15 protein-coding genes and 1 other annotated feature are annotated in these 15,742 nt (G+C 30.5%); of the genes, 12 read left to right on the plus strand and 3 right to left on the minus strand.

The features are described 5' to 3' along the window. Nucleotides 1-110 precede the first annotated feature (110 nt). Nucleotides 111-360 (plus strand) — a binding site (T-box leader). A 50-nt stretch (nt 361-410) separates the two neighbouring features. From ilvB to BEE63_RS10400, 4 genes are all read left to right on the plus strand, one after another. Next, on the plus strand, nt 411-2,075 hold the full coding sequence (gene ilvB / locus BEE63_RS10385) for a biosynthetic-type acetolactate synthase large subunit (protein WP_066021316.1): 1,665 nt from the start codon (nt 411-413) through the stop codon (nt 2,073-2,075). A 1-nt stretch (nt 2,076) separates the two neighbouring features. Then, nucleotides 2,077-2,367, plus strand: coding sequence for an acetolactate synthase small subunit (gene ilvN / locus BEE63_RS10390; RefSeq protein ID WP_066021317.1), 291 nt, complete (start codon nt 2,077-2,079; stop codon nt 2,365-2,367). A 25-nt stretch (nt 2,368-2,392) separates the two neighbouring features. Then, nucleotides 2,393-3,025, plus strand: coding sequence for a class I SAM-dependent methyltransferase (locus tag BEE63_RS10395; RefSeq protein ID WP_066021318.1), 633 nt, complete (start codon nt 2,393-2,395; stop codon nt 3,023-3,025). Between the two features lie 65 nt (nt 3,026-3,090). Continuing rightward, nucleotides 3,091-4,278: a PLP-dependent aminotransferase family protein gene (locus BEE63_RS10400; protein WP_066021319.1), complete on the plus strand. Its 1,188-nt coding sequence runs from the start codon at nt 3,091-3,093 to the stop codon at nt 4,276-4,278. Nucleotides 4,279-4,323: 45 nt separating this feature from the next. Here the strand turns inward: BEE63_RS10400 and BEE63_RS10405 are convergent, their stop codons facing one another. After that, on the minus strand, nt 4,324-4,716 hold the full coding sequence (locus BEE63_RS10405; RefSeq protein ID WP_066021320.1) for a pyridoxamine 5'-phosphate oxidase family protein: 393 nt from the start codon (nt 4,714-4,716) through the stop codon (nt 4,324-4,326). Between the two features lie 129 nt (nt 4,717-4,845). Between BEE63_RS10405 and BEE63_RS10410 the strand changes: the two genes are divergently transcribed. The 5 genes from BEE63_RS10410 (at nt 4,846) to BEE63_RS10430 (ending at nt 11,645) form a co-directional block, all read left to right on the plus strand. Next, nucleotides 4,846-5,184 carry a winged helix-turn-helix transcriptional regulator gene (locus BEE63_RS10410; protein WP_066021321.1) on the plus strand — a complete coding sequence of 113 codons (339 nt, stop codon included), beginning with the start codon at nt 4,846-4,848 and terminating at the stop codon, nt 5,182-5,184. Between the two features lie 69 nt (nt 5,185-5,253). Continuing rightward, the gene (locus tag BEE63_RS10415; RefSeq protein WP_066021322.1) at nt 5,254-6,129 is read left to right on the plus strand and encodes a Cof-type HAD-IIB family hydrolase; all 876 of its coding nucleotides are present in this window, start codon (nt 5,254-5,256) and stop codon (nt 6,127-6,129) included. Nucleotides 6,130-7,132: 1,003 nt separating this feature from the next. Continuing rightward, the gene (locus BEE63_RS10420; protein WP_066021323.1) at nt 7,133-8,926 is read left to right on the plus strand and encodes an ABC transporter ATP-binding protein; all 1,794 of its coding nucleotides are present in this window, start codon (nt 7,133-7,135) and stop codon (nt 8,924-8,926) included. A gap of 24 nt (nt 8,927-8,950) precedes the next feature. Further along, complete coding sequence (locus tag BEE63_RS10425; RefSeq protein WP_278286416.1) at nt 8,951-10,768, plus strand: ABC transporter ATP-binding protein; 1,818 nt, start codon at nt 8,951-8,953, stop codon at nt 10,766-10,768. 22 nt (nt 10,769-10,790) lie between these two features. Further along, nucleotides 10,791-11,645: a GNAT family N-acetyltransferase gene (locus tag BEE63_RS10430; protein ID WP_066021324.1), complete on the plus strand. Its 855-nt coding sequence runs from the start codon at nt 10,791-10,793 to the stop codon at nt 11,643-11,645. Nucleotides 11,646-12,099: 454 nt separating this feature from the next. On the opposite strand, the gene rbr3B is transcribed toward BEE63_RS10430, so the two are convergent. Then, nucleotides 12,100-12,648 carry an NADH peroxidase gene (rbr3B, locus tag BEE63_RS10435; protein WP_066021325.1) on the minus strand — a complete coding sequence of 183 codons (549 nt, stop codon included), beginning with the start codon at nt 12,646-12,648 and terminating at the stop codon, nt 12,100-12,102. A 365-nt stretch (nt 12,649-13,013) separates the two neighbouring features. On the opposite strand from rbr3B, the gene BEE63_RS10440 reads away from it, so the two are divergent. Then, nucleotides 13,014-13,259 (plus strand): AbrB/MazE/SpoVT family DNA-binding domain-containing protein, encoded by a 246-nt coding sequence (locus tag BEE63_RS10440; protein WP_066021326.1) that lies wholly within the window; start codon nt 13,014-13,016, stop codon nt 13,257-13,259. A 174-nt stretch (nt 13,260-13,433) separates the two neighbouring features. Here BEE63_RS10440 and BEE63_RS10445 read toward each other — a convergent pair whose 3' ends face one another. Beyond that, on the minus strand, nt 13,434-14,117 hold the full coding sequence (locus tag BEE63_RS10445; RefSeq protein WP_066021327.1) for a helix-turn-helix domain-containing protein: 684 nt from the start codon (nt 14,115-14,117) through the stop codon (nt 13,434-13,436). Nucleotides 14,118-14,481: 364 nt separating this feature from the next. Between BEE63_RS10445 and BEE63_RS10450 the strand changes: the two genes are divergently transcribed. Further along, a complete protein-coding gene (locus BEE63_RS10450) occupies nt 14,482-14,700 on the plus strand; it encodes a helix-turn-helix domain-containing protein (RefSeq protein ID WP_066021328.1) in 219 nt (72 codons plus the stop codon). 115 nt (nt 14,701-14,815) lie between these two features. Continuing rightward, entirely contained in the window at nt 14,816-15,736 is a 921-nt protein-coding gene (locus BEE63_RS10455) for an ABC transporter permease (protein WP_066021329.1), read from the plus strand. Nucleotides 15,737-15,742 lie beyond the last annotated feature (6 nt).

Consider the following 15,742-nt stretch of genomic DNA (forward strand, 5'->3'; position numbering starts at 1 on the left):
TAAAATAAATTCAATTAAATGTTAAAATAAGTAATTAATAAAGAGTAAATACTTGGATATATTCTCTTGACACTGATTGATGGATTTGTTATTATAATCTTACAATATAGACAAAAGCTTTGAAGAGAAGGAGTATATATTTTTCTGAAATAAAGAGAGGAAATGATGGTGGAAAGTTTCCATGATGAAAATATAGAAGGTAGTCTCTGAGCAGTGAACTGAAAATTATTTTGATTAGTAGGTTTCAACGAAATTCCATCGTTAAAAGGAAAGTAGTATCGGCACTTGCCCGTACTATATATTGAGAGCGTATTCATACGAATATAGGTGGTACCGCGAAATTTAACCTTCGTCCTAAATAAATAGGACGGAGGTTTTTTATATATAAAATATTTTTAGGGGTGAAAAAAATGAAATTAAGTGGGGCAGAAATTATAATTAAATTACTAGAAGAGCAGGGCATAAAAGTTATTGCAGGTGTACCAGGAGGTTATAATCTTCCAATATATAATGCACTATACAAAAGTAATATAAAACATGTTCTTGCAAGACATGAGCAAGGAGCGGGATTCATATGCCATGGTATAGCACGGACAACAGGTAGGGCATCAGTATGTTTTGCCACGTCAGGCCCAGGAGTTACAAATTTATTAACAGCAATTGCAGATGCAAAGCTAGATTCTATACCTATTGTAGCAATAACGGGTCAAGTTCCATATAAAGCTATGGGAACGGATTCTTTTCAGGAGGTTGATACTTATGGTCTTACATTACCTATAACTAAACATAATTTTCTTGTAAGATCGGCAAAGGAATTAATTGATGTAATACCTAAAGCATTTAAAATAGCTGAAGAGGGAAGGCCAGGTCCAGTTGTCGTAGATGTTCCCAAAGATGTTCAAAATGAGAAAATTGAGTTTGAACTTTCAGAAAATATAGACAATACTACAAAAGAAAATAAATTAGATATATCTCAAATCAAAAAGATAGCTAAGGCTATAAATAAGTCACAAAAGCCAGTTATGATTATTGGAGGGGGAATAACTAATTCTAATTCAGGAGATTTAGTTAAGGTTATTGCCGAAAAAAATGATATTCCTGTTGCTTCAACTTTAATGGGAATAGGAACTTTTCCACCTGATAATAGGCGATATATTGGAATGCTTGGAATGCATGGAGCTTCATACACTAATTTTATAATAAATGAAGCCGATCTCATTTTGGTATTTGGAGCTAGGTTTGATGATAGAGCTACAGGAAATATAAATAAATTTTGTCCTAATGCATCAATTATTCATGTAGATATAGATGCCGCTGAAATAGATAAGTTAAGAAAAAGTAAGTATTCTATTACAGGAGATGTGAAGGAGGTTTTAACTGAGCTTAATAAAGTTATAGATAATAACAAACGAGAAAAATGGTTTTCTTATATATATGAAATGAAAAAGAAGCATCCTTTTTATAATCCTGATTTAAATGATGACATGAAAAATCCAATAAATCTAGTTAAAACCATAAGTAAATTACTTGATGATGATACAATAATAACTACGGATGTAGGACAGCATCAAATGTGGACAGCACAATATTATAAGTTCAAACATCCAAGGACTCTTATTACTTCAGGAGGACTTGGAACTATGGGATTTGGACTTCCAGCAGCTATTGGGGCAGCTATTGCAAATCCTTACAAGAAAGTTGTTTGTATAAGTGGTGATGGTTCAATTCTTATGAATATTCAGGAATTAGCAACGCTTCAAGAACTTAATCTTAATGTAACTGTAATTATTTTTAATAATGGGTATTTGGGACTTGTAAGGCAACAGCAGGAACTATTTTATAACAAGGAGTATATAGCTACTAAGTTTAATAGCAATCACAATTTTTCAGCTATAGCAGAAGGATTTGGGATTAAGGGTTATTCTCTAAATTGTAAAAATTCACTGAATGTACTTGAAGAGGCATTGAAGAAGGTGGGACCATGTGTGATAGATGCACCTATTTATGAGTTTCAGAATGTTTTACCCATGGTTCCGCCTGGTGGTGGAAATTGTGAAATGGTAGGAGGTAAGTAGAATGGAAAATATAAACACTGTAATTATTGAATTAGTTGTTAGAAATCATCCAGGTGTCATGTCACATATAACAGGGCTTTTTGCGAGACGTGCCTTTAACCTAGAAGGAATATTATGTTCTAAAATAGGTGCTGGAGAAAAAAGCCGCATGTATCTTCTAGTAAATGACGATGATAATCTTGAACAAATTATAAAACAACTTGAAAAGCTTTATGATATATTAAAGGTGACTGTTCATGATGATTATAATGCACATGTTTTTGATGATATACAAAAGCTTATGACAAAGTAGAAAATATAACAGGAAGGTGAGGAAAATGAGTAATCCATGGGAAAAAGTTTCTCTTAAAGATTATGAGAGTCATATGAAATTATCAACGGTACATCAGTTGCAGGAATTAAATGAAATTATGAAATCACAGATATATAAATATAAAATTAAAACAGTTGCTATTTTAGGGGTAGCAGGTGGTAATGGTTTGCAGCATATAGACAGTTCAAAAATTGATAAGGTTTATGGTATTGACATAAATCAAAATTATTTAGATTGCTGCAAAGAAAGATATGAAAATTTAAAAGGCTGTCTTGTACTTAAAAAACTAGATTTATCTGATATAGAAAACGACTTACCAGAGGTAGATATTATAATAGCAAATTTATTTATCGAATATATTGGTATTAATATGTTTATAAAACAATTATCAAAGAATTTACCTAAGTATGTATCCTGTGTAGTTCAAAAAAATCCTGACACTAATTTTATGTCTGATTCACCTTATGTGAAAGTTTTTGATGAAGTTTCAGAGATGCATAAAGATATAGAAAAGAATTCTCTTGTAGAGGCTATGAATACTATAGGTTATAGTTTGATTTTTTCCGAAGATCATTTATTACCTAATATGAAAAAGCTTGTTAGGTTGGACTTTGTAAATGAACAAAATGTTAAATAGTAATAATTTACTAGGCTATTAAGAGTAGCCAATGATTTAATAACATAATATTAGGAGTGATTTAGATGAACAGTAACAAATTTGCAAAACGAAATAATTTTATAACCTCTTCAGAAATAAGAGAAATATTAAAAGTAACTCAGCAGCCTGAAATAATATCCTTTGCCGGTGGACTTCCAGCACCAGAGCTTTTTCCAGTAAAAGAAATTAAAAAAGCCTGCATGGAAGTTCTAGAAAATAACGGTGAAGCAGCTCTTCAATACAGTACTACTGAAGGCTATGTACCATTAAGAGAAGCTATATGCAAAAGAATGGGGAACTTACAAATTCAAACATCTATAGATAATATACTTATGATTTCTGGCTCTCAACAAGCATTAGATCTTATGGGTAAGGCTTTTATCGATGAAGGTGATACTGTAATTTGTGAAAGCCCAACTTACCTTGCAGCTATAAACGCATTTAAGACATATATGCCTAAATTTAAGGGGGTATCTATGGATGAACAAGGCATGATTATGGAGGAGCTTGAAGATGTACTTAAAAGCACTCCAAATGCAAAGTTCATTTATACAATACCAGACTTTCAAAATCCAACAGGAAGAACTATGGCTCTTGAAAGAAGAAAGAGAATGGTTGAGCTTGCTAATAAATACGATGTCGTTATACTTGAAGACAATCCTTATGGCGAAATTAGATTCGCAGGAGAAAAATTGCCTTCAATAAAACACTTTGATACTGAGGGACGAGTTGTTTATTTAAGCACTTTCTCTAAAATTTTTGCACCCGGTTTAAGACTTGGATGGATGTGCGCCGATAAAGATATAATGGAAAAATTAGTGCCCCTAAAGCAAAATGCTGATTTACATACAGATATATTTGCACAAATGATTACGTCTAAATACTTAGAAATGTTTAATATAGATGAGCATATAGAAAAAATAAGAGAAATTTATAAGCATAGGAGACAGGTAATGGTTGATGCTATGAATAAATATTTCCCCAAAAATATTAAGCATACGCTTCCTGATGGCGGATTGTTCTTATGGGTTATGCTTCCAGATGGTATGGATTGTCAGGTTATATTTGATAAGGCAATAGCTAACAACGTAGCTTTTGTTCCTGGAACTCCATTTTTCCCAAATAGAGATCATAAAAATCAATTTAGGCTCAATTATTCAAATATGACGGATGATAGGATTGTTGAAGGAATTAAGAGGCTTGGTAAAGTAATAGCATCTGAGAACATATAAGATAGTGCTGCACTAAACTAAAAGTTTTAGTGCAGTAATTTTTTACTAAATAATTTTTACTGGATCACCTTTAAAGGAATATTGTGTGCAGGAAGCGTTATCTATATAAAATACTTCAAAGATACCATCGCCAAGTTTATAAAGTTTACTAGGACCAGTAGGGTCAGCAAGCATTGCAGCACGTGCTTCATCTCTGTCATCTCTTACCAATTTTCCAGTAAGTCTAATCCATGTACCATCTTTCCCCATACCAGAGATTTCTATTTTGGGATTATTAATCATTTGGGCATAGCATTTTTTTGTGTTGTTTGTACAAATATATGCTTTACCTTCAAATTCGCATACAGAACTAAATGGACGTACATGAGGCTTATCACCCTCTACAGTTGAAATATAAAAAACACCTGTTTTCTTAAGGGCTTCAACAATTTTATTCATAATTTTCTTTTCTCCTCTCTATATTTGTGATATTATAGCTATGGTTTAATTATATAACATAGTAACTAAGAGACAAGTACGATATTTTATGATACTAGTATCAAAAACGATACCGCTGGAGGTAGAAATATGAAAGAAAATTTATTCGGTGTATGCCCATATGTGACAGCACAGAAGGTATTAGCAGGTAAATGGACAATTTCGATTTTACATATATTAAGTGTCAAAAAATCAATGCGATTTAATGAACTTCAGCGGATGATGCCGGAGAAAATGACTCATGCAACTTTATCTAGACAGCTAAAATATTTAGAAAAAGAAAATATGATAATACGTAAAGATTATAGACAAATACCACCGAGGGTAGAATATAGTCTCAGCGAAATAGGTGAGAAGTTTAAAAGTGTTTTGGATGAGCTAGAGAAGTGGGGAAAGGATTATATATCTTTTATGAATGGTAATTCGTAGACACGATATTCAAATCATAGTATCATTTTAATTAGATAAGATTAATTGCAAGTTATGGAGGATTAGGATATGATAAAGCTAATTGTATCGGATATGGATGGGACTTTGATTGGAAGCAATAGAGATATATCAGAAGAAAATGTAAAAGCTATACATGAAGCACAGAGAAATGGTATTAAGTTTGCTATTGCAACAGGTAGAGCTTATGCAGATGTCAAGACTTTCTTGGATAAGTACGGTATAGAGTGTGAGTGTGCTGTACTAAATGGCGGAGAGTATATGGATAAAGATGGTAAAACTATTGAGGGAATTTATATTAATAAAAAAAGAACAAAGGAAATTTTGAATACAATATCAAAATATGATTTGGCAGTTGAAATATATACAGATAATGGATATTATACTACAAACACAAAAGATGAAATCTTAAAAGAACTTATGCAAAAAGGTAAAAGCTTACATCCCAATATAAAAACTGAAGAGGACGCTTATAATTATGCAATAACTCATCCACATTTTTGCAGTATGAATTATATAAAAAACATAGATGATTTTATAGGCAGCAGTGTTAATGTTGGAAAATTTGTTTCGTTTGGAGATTCAATTGATAGCATAAATGAGCTTAAAAAGGAGCTTTGTAAGCTTCCTGGTTTAGCTATATCATCTAGCCTTTTAACTAATGTTGAAGTCAATGATATTAATGCAACTAAAGGAAAAATTTTAGTTAGAGCATCGGAAAAAATGGGGATTAAAAGAGATGAAGTTGCTATTTTAGGAGATGCATCGAATGACTATTCCATGTTTGAAGAATTTCCAATTTCATTTGCTATGGAAAATGCTATACCGGAGATTAAGAAAGTTGCAAAATATATGACTGCAAGTAACATCGAAAACGGAGTTGCTAAGGCAATAACAGAAATACTGCGAAGTAACAGTGCTGAATGAACATTAAAAAAATTCTATAAATCTTATCATACGTGGGGTTTGGGTCAAGGACCCATTATCCTTCTTTATAAAATACAGACTATCTTAATGTTTACGGCTAATAACTTTGATTAATTCAAGAATCCATGTAAACCTTTTTACAATATAGAGATTGCCTGCTTGAAGTAAAGAAGGATAATGGGTTTCGCCCAAACCTCGTATATGATAATGTTCAAACAGATTCAAAACTCTAAGTATTTTATGATTTTTTTATCAGGATTTATTAGAATTTTTTTAAATCGTTCCTTCAGCACTGTTACTTCTCTTTTAGGGGTGAAGCAAGGAAAAAATTCCTCCGTGCCTACGGAATTTGAAAACCATACCGTGACTGGAGGTTAGGCTATACTTTGTTACTGATAATATTTAATATATTATATCTGGTAAGGAAGGATAACGATCATATATGGAGTTTGGGTCATGGAGCCATTATCCTTCTTAATTATCAATAGGCATTTTCTATATTAATACTTTCTAAATTGCCCGAGCCTCGTGTAAGATAAATTGGAAAATTTTAAAATATGTATTGCAATAATATAAATGCACGAGTATAATGAGAAATATAAGTTTAAATTAATTATTTAAGAGGAGGTCGATGAATATGAAAAAATTTAGAGGAGTATCAGCAATCAATGCAGTTTTTGGCACATCTGAATTGTTTCATAATTATATAAATACATACGACCTTAATGAGTTAATTTAAACAGTTATATTTTTACGTGAAATTTAAACCATAGGTTGTATGCCTATGGTTTTTTTATGCGTAATTTTTAAGGGATAGTTTTCCATATATGTATTATTATGTTTTAAAAGCCGTAGGATTTAAATTCTGCGGCTTTTTTATATATCTATCTATAAAAAGGGAGTGTTTAATATGAGTAAAAAAGAAATTCTAAAAAAAGTAAAGGGCTGTGATTCTATATTTTATGCGTAACAAGGTTAAAGTTTGTTTTGGGGGGGATTCATAATGAATGATATTTTTAAAATAACAAAGGGAAATAGAGCACGGTATACATTAGCTATATTATCTATAGGGGTGGCAACACTTATATCAATGATTGAGCCTACAATAATTAAAATCACAATAGATTCAATTATAGGAAATAAAGAGTTATATGTACCTAAGATATTAAAAAACTTTATAGCACAAATTGGAGGAAGAAGTGTTTTAAGAGAAAATTTATGGATATGTGCTGGATGTATTGTTTTGCTAACAAGCATAAGAGGGATATTCTTGTATTTCAAAGGTAAATTTTCAGGAGAAGCTTCAGAAAATATGGCTAGAAATATGAGGATAAAACTGTATGATCATATTCAAAGATTGCCATATAAGTACCATGTAAGTGTGGAGTCTGGAGATTTAATTCAAAGATGCACTTCAGATGTTGAAACTGTTAGAAAGTTTTTTGCAGTGGAGCTAGTTGAAATAGGCAGAACATTTTTTATAGTACTTTTCTCAGCAATTATGATGCTGTCTTTAGATAAAAAGATGACTATCATATCTGTGATAACTATACCGGTGATATTTTTGGTATCGTTCATATTTTTCAATAATATAAGAAAACTCTTTGAAAAGTCAGATGAAGAAGAGGCTTCACTTACAGCAATGCTTGAGAGAAATATTGAAGGAGTAAGGGTAGTGAAGGCCTTTGGAAGAGAACAATTTGAGATAGAAAGATTCGATGAAAAAAATAAAAAATATAGAGATTTAAGCTTTGATTTGAATAAAAGTTTGTCAACGTATTGGGCAACATCTGATCTTATATGTACTATTCAAATAGGCATGGTTCTCATGTTTGGAATATATTTTGCTGTAAAAGGAGATATAAGCCTTGGAACAGCAGTAGCCTTTAATACTTATGAAAGTATGCTTTTATGGCCAATAAGGCAGCTTGGAAGGATTCTTTCGGATATGGGTAAGATGACAGTTTCTATTAAAAGAATAATGAATATTATTAGCGAAGAAGAGGAAAAAGAAGAGGGTAAGGCACTAGAACCTGAATTAAAAGGAGAAATTACTTTTGAAAATGTTTGTTTTGAGTATGAAAAAGGCAAACCAATAATTAATGATTTTAGTCTAAAGGTAAATAGAGGCGAAACTGTGGCTATTGTTGGGCCTACAGGAGCAGGAAAGTCATCACTTGTTCATCTTCTTTTAAGGCTTTATGACTATAAAAGTGGATCTATAAAAATTGATGGTGTGGAGCTTTCAGACATTTCAAGAAAGTGGATAAGAAAAAATATTGGGATTGTTCTTCAAGAGCCGTTTTTATACTCAAGGACGATAAAGGATAATATAAAAATGGCAAAGGGTGATGCTGATAAAAGCGAAATTATTAGTGCCGCATCCACTGCAGCAGTTCACAATGTCATAAAGTCATTTGAAAAAGGCTATGATACCATTGTTGGAGAAAAGGGAGTATCTTTATCCGGTGGCCAACGTCAGAGAGTAGCTATTGCTAGAACTTTGCTAAATAAATTTCCAATACTTATTTTTGATGATTCGCTTAGTGCTGTAGATACAGAAACTGATAAAGTTATTAGGAACAAGCTTAAAAATAGGAATAAAGATGTAACGACCTTTATAATATCTCATAGAATTTCTACAGTTATGGATGCAGATAAAATTGTAGTATTGAAAGATGGAAAAATTGAGGCTATTGGAAAGCATGAAGAGCTTATAAAAGTTAAAGGAATGTACAAAACAATATGGGAAATACAAAATACATTAGTAGATGTAAAAGATAAGAAACTTGCATAATTTATTTGAAGGAGGTGACAGGTTTTGATAGCAAGACAAGAAGAAAAAGTTACTGAAAAAATTAATATGGGAATATGGAAAAAACTTTTTAAATATATTTCGGATTTTAAAAAGGGGATAATATTTCTTTTAATGCTCATGGCTGTAGTTGGTGGAATTGATTCTATAATGCCCCTTTTAACCAGTTATGCAATAGATAATTTTATTGTAAAAAGAAGCATAAAGGGACTTAGCTATTTTGCAGGGATGTATTTTTTAATTATGGCATTTCAATCGTTAAATGTTAAGCTTTTTATAAGGCAAGCGGGTAAAATTGAAACACATCTTGCCTATCATATACGTAAATTAGGTTTTAAAAGATTGCAGCAATTATCATTCTCATATTATGATAAATCATCTACAGGGTGGCTTATGGCGAGAATGACATCGGATATTAATAGGCTTAGCGAAGTAATATCATGGGGGCTTATCGATGTGGTTTGGGCTGTTGTAATGATGGGTGCATCAATTGTTGTAATGCTTCTAAGTAATGTTAAGCTTACAATTATAAGTATGAGTGTAATTCCACCACTATTTTTGATAGGAATGTTTTTTCAAAGGAGAATACTTAAAGCTTATAGGAATGTGAGAAAGTTAAATTCTCAAATTACATCTGATTTTAGTGAAGAGATAGCAGGAACTAAAACAACTAAAACACTGGTTAGGGAAGATGAAAATTTATATGAATTTAAGTATGATGCAGATAATATGAGGTATTCATCTGTAAGAGCAGCTATATTTTCAGCTCTATTTCTTCCAATAGTAATAACTATGGGAAGTTTAGGTACAGGTTTTGTATTGTGGTTTGGTGGAAGCAAGGTGATTTTAGGAAGTCTGTCCTATGGTACTTTTGTTATGTTTATAGCATATACAATACAGTTTTTTGATCCTGTAACGCAGCTTGCTGGTACAATAGCGGAAATCCAACAGGCTCAAGCATCTGCAGAGAGAATAATATCGCTTGTAGAAACTGAACCAGATATATGGGATAGAGAAGATGTAATTAAAAAATATGGGGATTTATTTATTCCACATAAAGAAAATTGGGAAAAAATTAATGGTGATATTGAGTTTAAAAATATATATTTTTCCTACAAAAATGGAGAAAAAGTATTTGATAACTTTAATTTAAAGGTTAATAAAGGAGAGACTATAGCTTTTGTAGGGGAGACGGGTTCGGGTAAAAGTACGATTGTAAATTTGCTGGGTAGATTTTATGAACCTGATAAGGGTGAGATATTAATTGATGGCGTAGATTATAGAGATCGCTCTCTTTTATGGCTTCAATCTAATATTGGATACGTGCTTCAAAGTCCACAGCTTTTTGCAGGCACAATAAGAGAAAACATAAGATATGGAAAACTTGATGCTACAGATAGTGAAATTGAAAAAGCTGCATGCCTTGCAGGAGTTAATGAGTTTATAGATAAAATGGAGAAAGGTTATGATACTGATGTTGGTGAAAAGGGTGGAAATCTTTCAACAGGGCAAAAACAACTGATTTCATTTGCTAGGGCTATTGTTAGTAATCCGGCTATTCTCATTTTAGATGAGGCCACATCGTCAATTGATACTGAGACAGAAAGATTAATACAAAAGTCTATAGAAAATATTATTTCTAACAGAACAAGTTTTGTAGTTGCACATAGGCTTTCTACAATAGTTTCAGCAGATAAGATTATAGTTATGAAAAAGGGAAAGATTGTGGAGAGTGGAACTCATGATGAACTTTTAAGTAAAGGAGGATATTATTACAAACTTTATTTAAATCAAGATTTAGAAGCAAAAGAAAAAGCTGTATAAAAAAATAAGTGGAGGTAGCAATTTGATAATTAAAGAATTAAAATATGTAGATGAAAAATTAATAAAAGAAATCAAAGACTTAGTAGAGGTATGTAGGAAATTTGATGCATTGAAAGAAGAAATATATCTAAGTAACGAACTTAATTTTAATAAGGAAATAAAATATGTATTTGTTTTGTATGAAGATAATAAGTTAGTTAGCGTACTTTCCGTGTTTATACCAACAGAGATAGAAGGGGAGTTTTCTGCATATACATTGCCGGAATATAGAAATAGGGGCTATTTTAAAGAACTTTTTAATAGAGCAAAAATGGAATTACAGAAATACAAAGTTTCTGATATATTACTTGTATGTGAAGCTTCTTCTAAATCAGGCAAGGCAGTAGTTCAAAGGCTGGGTGCAAAATATGATTTTGCTGAATACAGTATGAAATATATTGGCAAAGATAAAATTGATCTAAATAATTTTAAATCTCAATTATATACTGCAGATATGAAAGATATTGATGATTTGGCCAATATAAGTATGAATGGATTTAAATCAAACAGTTATGAAGATTCAAAACAGTTTGTTAAGAGTATACTTGAATCTGAAGATAGAATTCAACTTTTAACCAAAGTAAATGATAAGTGCATAGGAATGGTATCTGTAGGAATTCATGAAGATAAATGTGGAATATTTGGAGTTGCCATTATGCCAGAGTATAGAGGAAATGGTTTTGGAAAAGAACTAGTTAAACTTGCTTTAAATTATCTTATTAAAAGAAACTATGACAACATATGGCTTGATGTTGATAGCAAAAATGATATAGCTTTTAACTTATATAAAAGCATTGGTTTTGAGGTACAAAATGCAGTTGAGTACTATAGACTTTAAGTAACAGTGCCTCAGAACGTTAAAAAAGCTCTATAAATCTAATGTATAAAAATCGTAAAATTACAAGATATTTCAATAACTCGCTGAGAAAATGCTCAGACAAATTGAAATATCTAAAGATTTTACGATTTTTATACCAAGATTTATTAGAGTTTTTTTAAATCGTTCTGAAGCACTGTTACTTAAATTTAGAAGTAAAGCAAGGAAAAAATTCCTCCGTGCCTACGGAATTTTGGGTACGAACTGTATGGATTTATTTTGTTATTTTCCGTAGTGGAATAGAGAAAAATTTAGCTTGCTTTTAATTTAAGAAAAGTAACAGTATTTTGGAAACTGTTTAAATAAAATTCAATAAGTCTTGCTTCAAATTATAAAAAGACTTATTGAATTTTATTTAATGTTCCAAAAGACTGTTACTTTTCTTCTGTATATTTAAAGTATGAGAGAGGACAAATTAATTGTTAAAATATCTGTTTAATAAACCTCTGAAAGCAGAACCATGTCTAGCTTCATCTTTGCACATTTCATGAACAGTATCATGTATAGCATCATAATTAAGTTTCTTAGCTAAAGTAGCAAGCTCTTTTTTACCTTCGCAAGCTCCTTTTTCAGCATCAACTCTCATTTGAAGATTTGTTTTAGTATCAGCTGTTACAACCTCACCTAAAAGCTCTGCAAACTTTGAAGCATGATCAGCTTCTTCATAAGCTATTCTCTTGTAAGCTTCAGCAACTTCAGGATATCCTTCTCTATCTGCCTGTCTTGCCATTGCAAGGTACATTCCAACTTCTGTACATTCTCCTGTAAAATTAGCTCTTAAACCTTCTAAGACTTCTTTATCAACATCTTTAGCAATTCCTATTTTGTGCTCGTCAGCCCAGCCTTCAGTATCATCTTTAACTTCAACAAATTTATCAGCTCCAGCCCCACAAACAGGACATTTTTCTGGAGCATCCTCACCAGTATAGATATATCCACAAACAACACATTTAAATTTTTTCATTTTAAAAATCCTCCCTATCAATATCTTTTTAATATTTTTATTTAAACTTACTTTCATATATTTTTGCTAACTCTCTTTGACAATTCTTATTATATAATAATTATTATTAATTTGCAATAGTTTTTTGAAAAATTTTTTTATATTACATACAATTGCAATTTGCATCAAAAGGGAAAAGGTAAGTACTTCTAGTTATTTGATGAAAATGTATGAAAATTAGGTTATAAAAATTATGTTTTCAAGATATTTTCAAGTTTTTAATAATTTTAATTAAATTTTATTTATATGTATGTTGACTTATAATGTAAATAATGCTATAATTTAAACAAACCAAGTCGAATATTGTTATTTTAGGAGGTATAAACATGAAATCAACAGGTGTAGTTAGAAGAGTAGACGAATTAGGAAGAATAGTTATTCCAATAGAATTAAGAAGAACATTAGAAATAGCAGAAAAAGATGCATTAGAAATATATGTGGATGGTGAACAAATAATATTAAAGAAATATCAACCAGCATGTATTTTCTGTGGTGATGCAAGAGACGTTGTTAATTATAGAGGAAAAAATATCTGTAAAAAGTGTTTACAAGAATTAAAAGAAGGAAGATAAGTAAAATCTTTTTACTAAGTGAAAATGTTACAAAGCTATTAAATGGTTTTGTAACATTTTTTTTTGTGACTTTTAGGGAGTGCATTAAATACATATATAAATAAGTATATTTTATGATTTGATTATAATTGTAAACAATATTAAGTTTAGAATTTAAATAAATTTCTGACAATATTATTTTATAACTTTTTGATTACTTACAATGCTCTTTGTATCTATAGAGTTTAGTATATCAGTTACCAATTTTCTATTCCTATTATTTAAGTTTTTAAAGAATACAATTAATTCTTTTTCTTCGTATGAATATTGTAGTGTTTTATAATTACCATTATCTTGTGTTCCCATTGAATACGCCTGTACTATTTCAGAATTGAAATTAATATTAGGTGTATCACCATTAAACATCCAATCCATACTTACATTGAAGTATTTACAAATCTTTAAAAGATCAAAGGCACAAACATTTTTTCCCATGATTATTTCTCTAAAGGTGTCTTTTTGAATGTTTAACTTTAAGCATAGATTATCCACGCTTTCATGTGAATATTTTATAACGAACATTAATCTCTTTGAAAAATCAACTTTAGCAGTAATATTATCAGAGTAGCTATTACTAGTGTCAGAGCAATTTACTTCATTAATAGATTTAGGAATAGCCCCAGTACCATAAACTATCCAATCATAACTTGTTTTAAAAAAGTTAGCAAAGGATATTAATGCCACTTTTGATGGCAGAAAATTATTTCTTTCATAATGACTTATGTTACCTCTTTGCACTCCTGTCTTATCGGCAACTTGTTTTTGAGTAAGCCTATTGAGCTTTCGCAAATACTTTAGCCTTTCCCCAATTGAATTCATAATAAAAACCTCCAAAAAAAGCGTTTATTACGCAGGATTTTAAAGATAATTGACCTTTTCTTAATAAAAATGCAATAAAAACGCAGAAAACATAGCATATTTATATTTGTAAAAAGCGTTTATAACGCATACAATAAAAAGGTGTTTGATAGATATATACATCAATTTAACAGTTTAATAAAAAACAATGGTATTTTTTATTAATAATGAAATTTATTGAAATTTTAAGTTTTAATAATTAAGCAGTATATATTTTATTTTAACAAAAATTTCTTGTAAATTCGATAGTTTATTGAAAAAATAATGATTTTTTTTAATATTTATGCAGATTCTCTTTTAAATATTGAAATCAGGGGGGATTTTTATGGGAGAAAAAAGATGCCTTACTTCGCTCGGTATAGCATGCAAAAAAAGAATGGTTGAGAAAAGTATATCGCAGACAGAATTAGCACAAAAAGTAGGAACAAGCAGTAAGTATTTAGATTTAATATTTCATGGAGAGCGAGCAGGTAAAAAGTATATATCCAGAATTGTCAAAGAATTAGGTATAAATCCTGATAATATAAATAAAAATATAGCTTGAAAGTTTATAAATAAATAGAATATGATTTCAATTTATATGTATTAATATACAAAGTTAAGTTGAATTTTAAAAATAAAAAAAACACTAAAGCGTATCAAACGAGAGGAGAAACAAGATGGCTAAGTATATAATAAAGAGATTTATTGCAAGTATATTTACCTTGTGGTTAGTTGTAACATTAACCTTTTTTTTAGCTCATGCAATACCAGGAGGTCCATTTACTAGTGAAAAAAAATTGCCTCCAGCAATTGAACAAAATTTAAAAGCAGAATATGGACTAGATAAGCCAATTAGTCAACAATATACATCTTATATTAAAAATGCCTTACATGGTAACTTTGGAATGTCCATGCAGTATGAAGGAAGAATGGTTAGTGATATAATATCTTACTCATTCCCTAATTCAGCAAAATTAGGTGGAGTAGCTATGTTATTTGCAATCATAGTAGGAATATATTTAGGAGCTGTAGGAGCTCTTCATCAAAATAAGTGGCAGGATGGTATTAGTACTGTAGTTTCAACATTTGGAGTAACTGTTCCTAATTTTGTTTTAGCAACATTGTTAATTTATATATTTTCATTAAAACTTCAGATTTTACCTGCAGTAGGATTTACGACACCAGCTAATTATGTTATGCCAGCTCTTGCACTTGGCATATTTCCAATGGCTTTTATAACAAGATATACACGTTCAATGCTTGTAGATGTTTTAAATCAGGATTATATTAGAACAGCAAAAGCTAAGGGATTGTCACAAACTATAGTAACGTATAAACATGCACTCAAAAACTCTTTAATACCAGTAGTAACATATTTAGGACCAATAGTAGCAGGTATTTTAACTGGAAGTTTCGTTGTTGAGGCCATATTTGGTATACCAGGGCTTGGAAGAGAATTTGTATTAAGCATTGATAATAGAGATTATACAACCATACTTGGTGTTACTGTTTTCTTTAGTGCTATTCTCATACTATGTAATTTAATAGTGGATATATTATATGTAATAATAGATCCTAGAATTAAATTACAAAACTAGACTTAT

This window comes from Clostridium pasteurianum, assembly GCF_001705235.1.
Classification (GTDB): Bacteria; Bacillota; Clostridia; order Clostridiales; family Clostridiaceae; genus Clostridium_S; species Clostridium_S pasteurianum_A.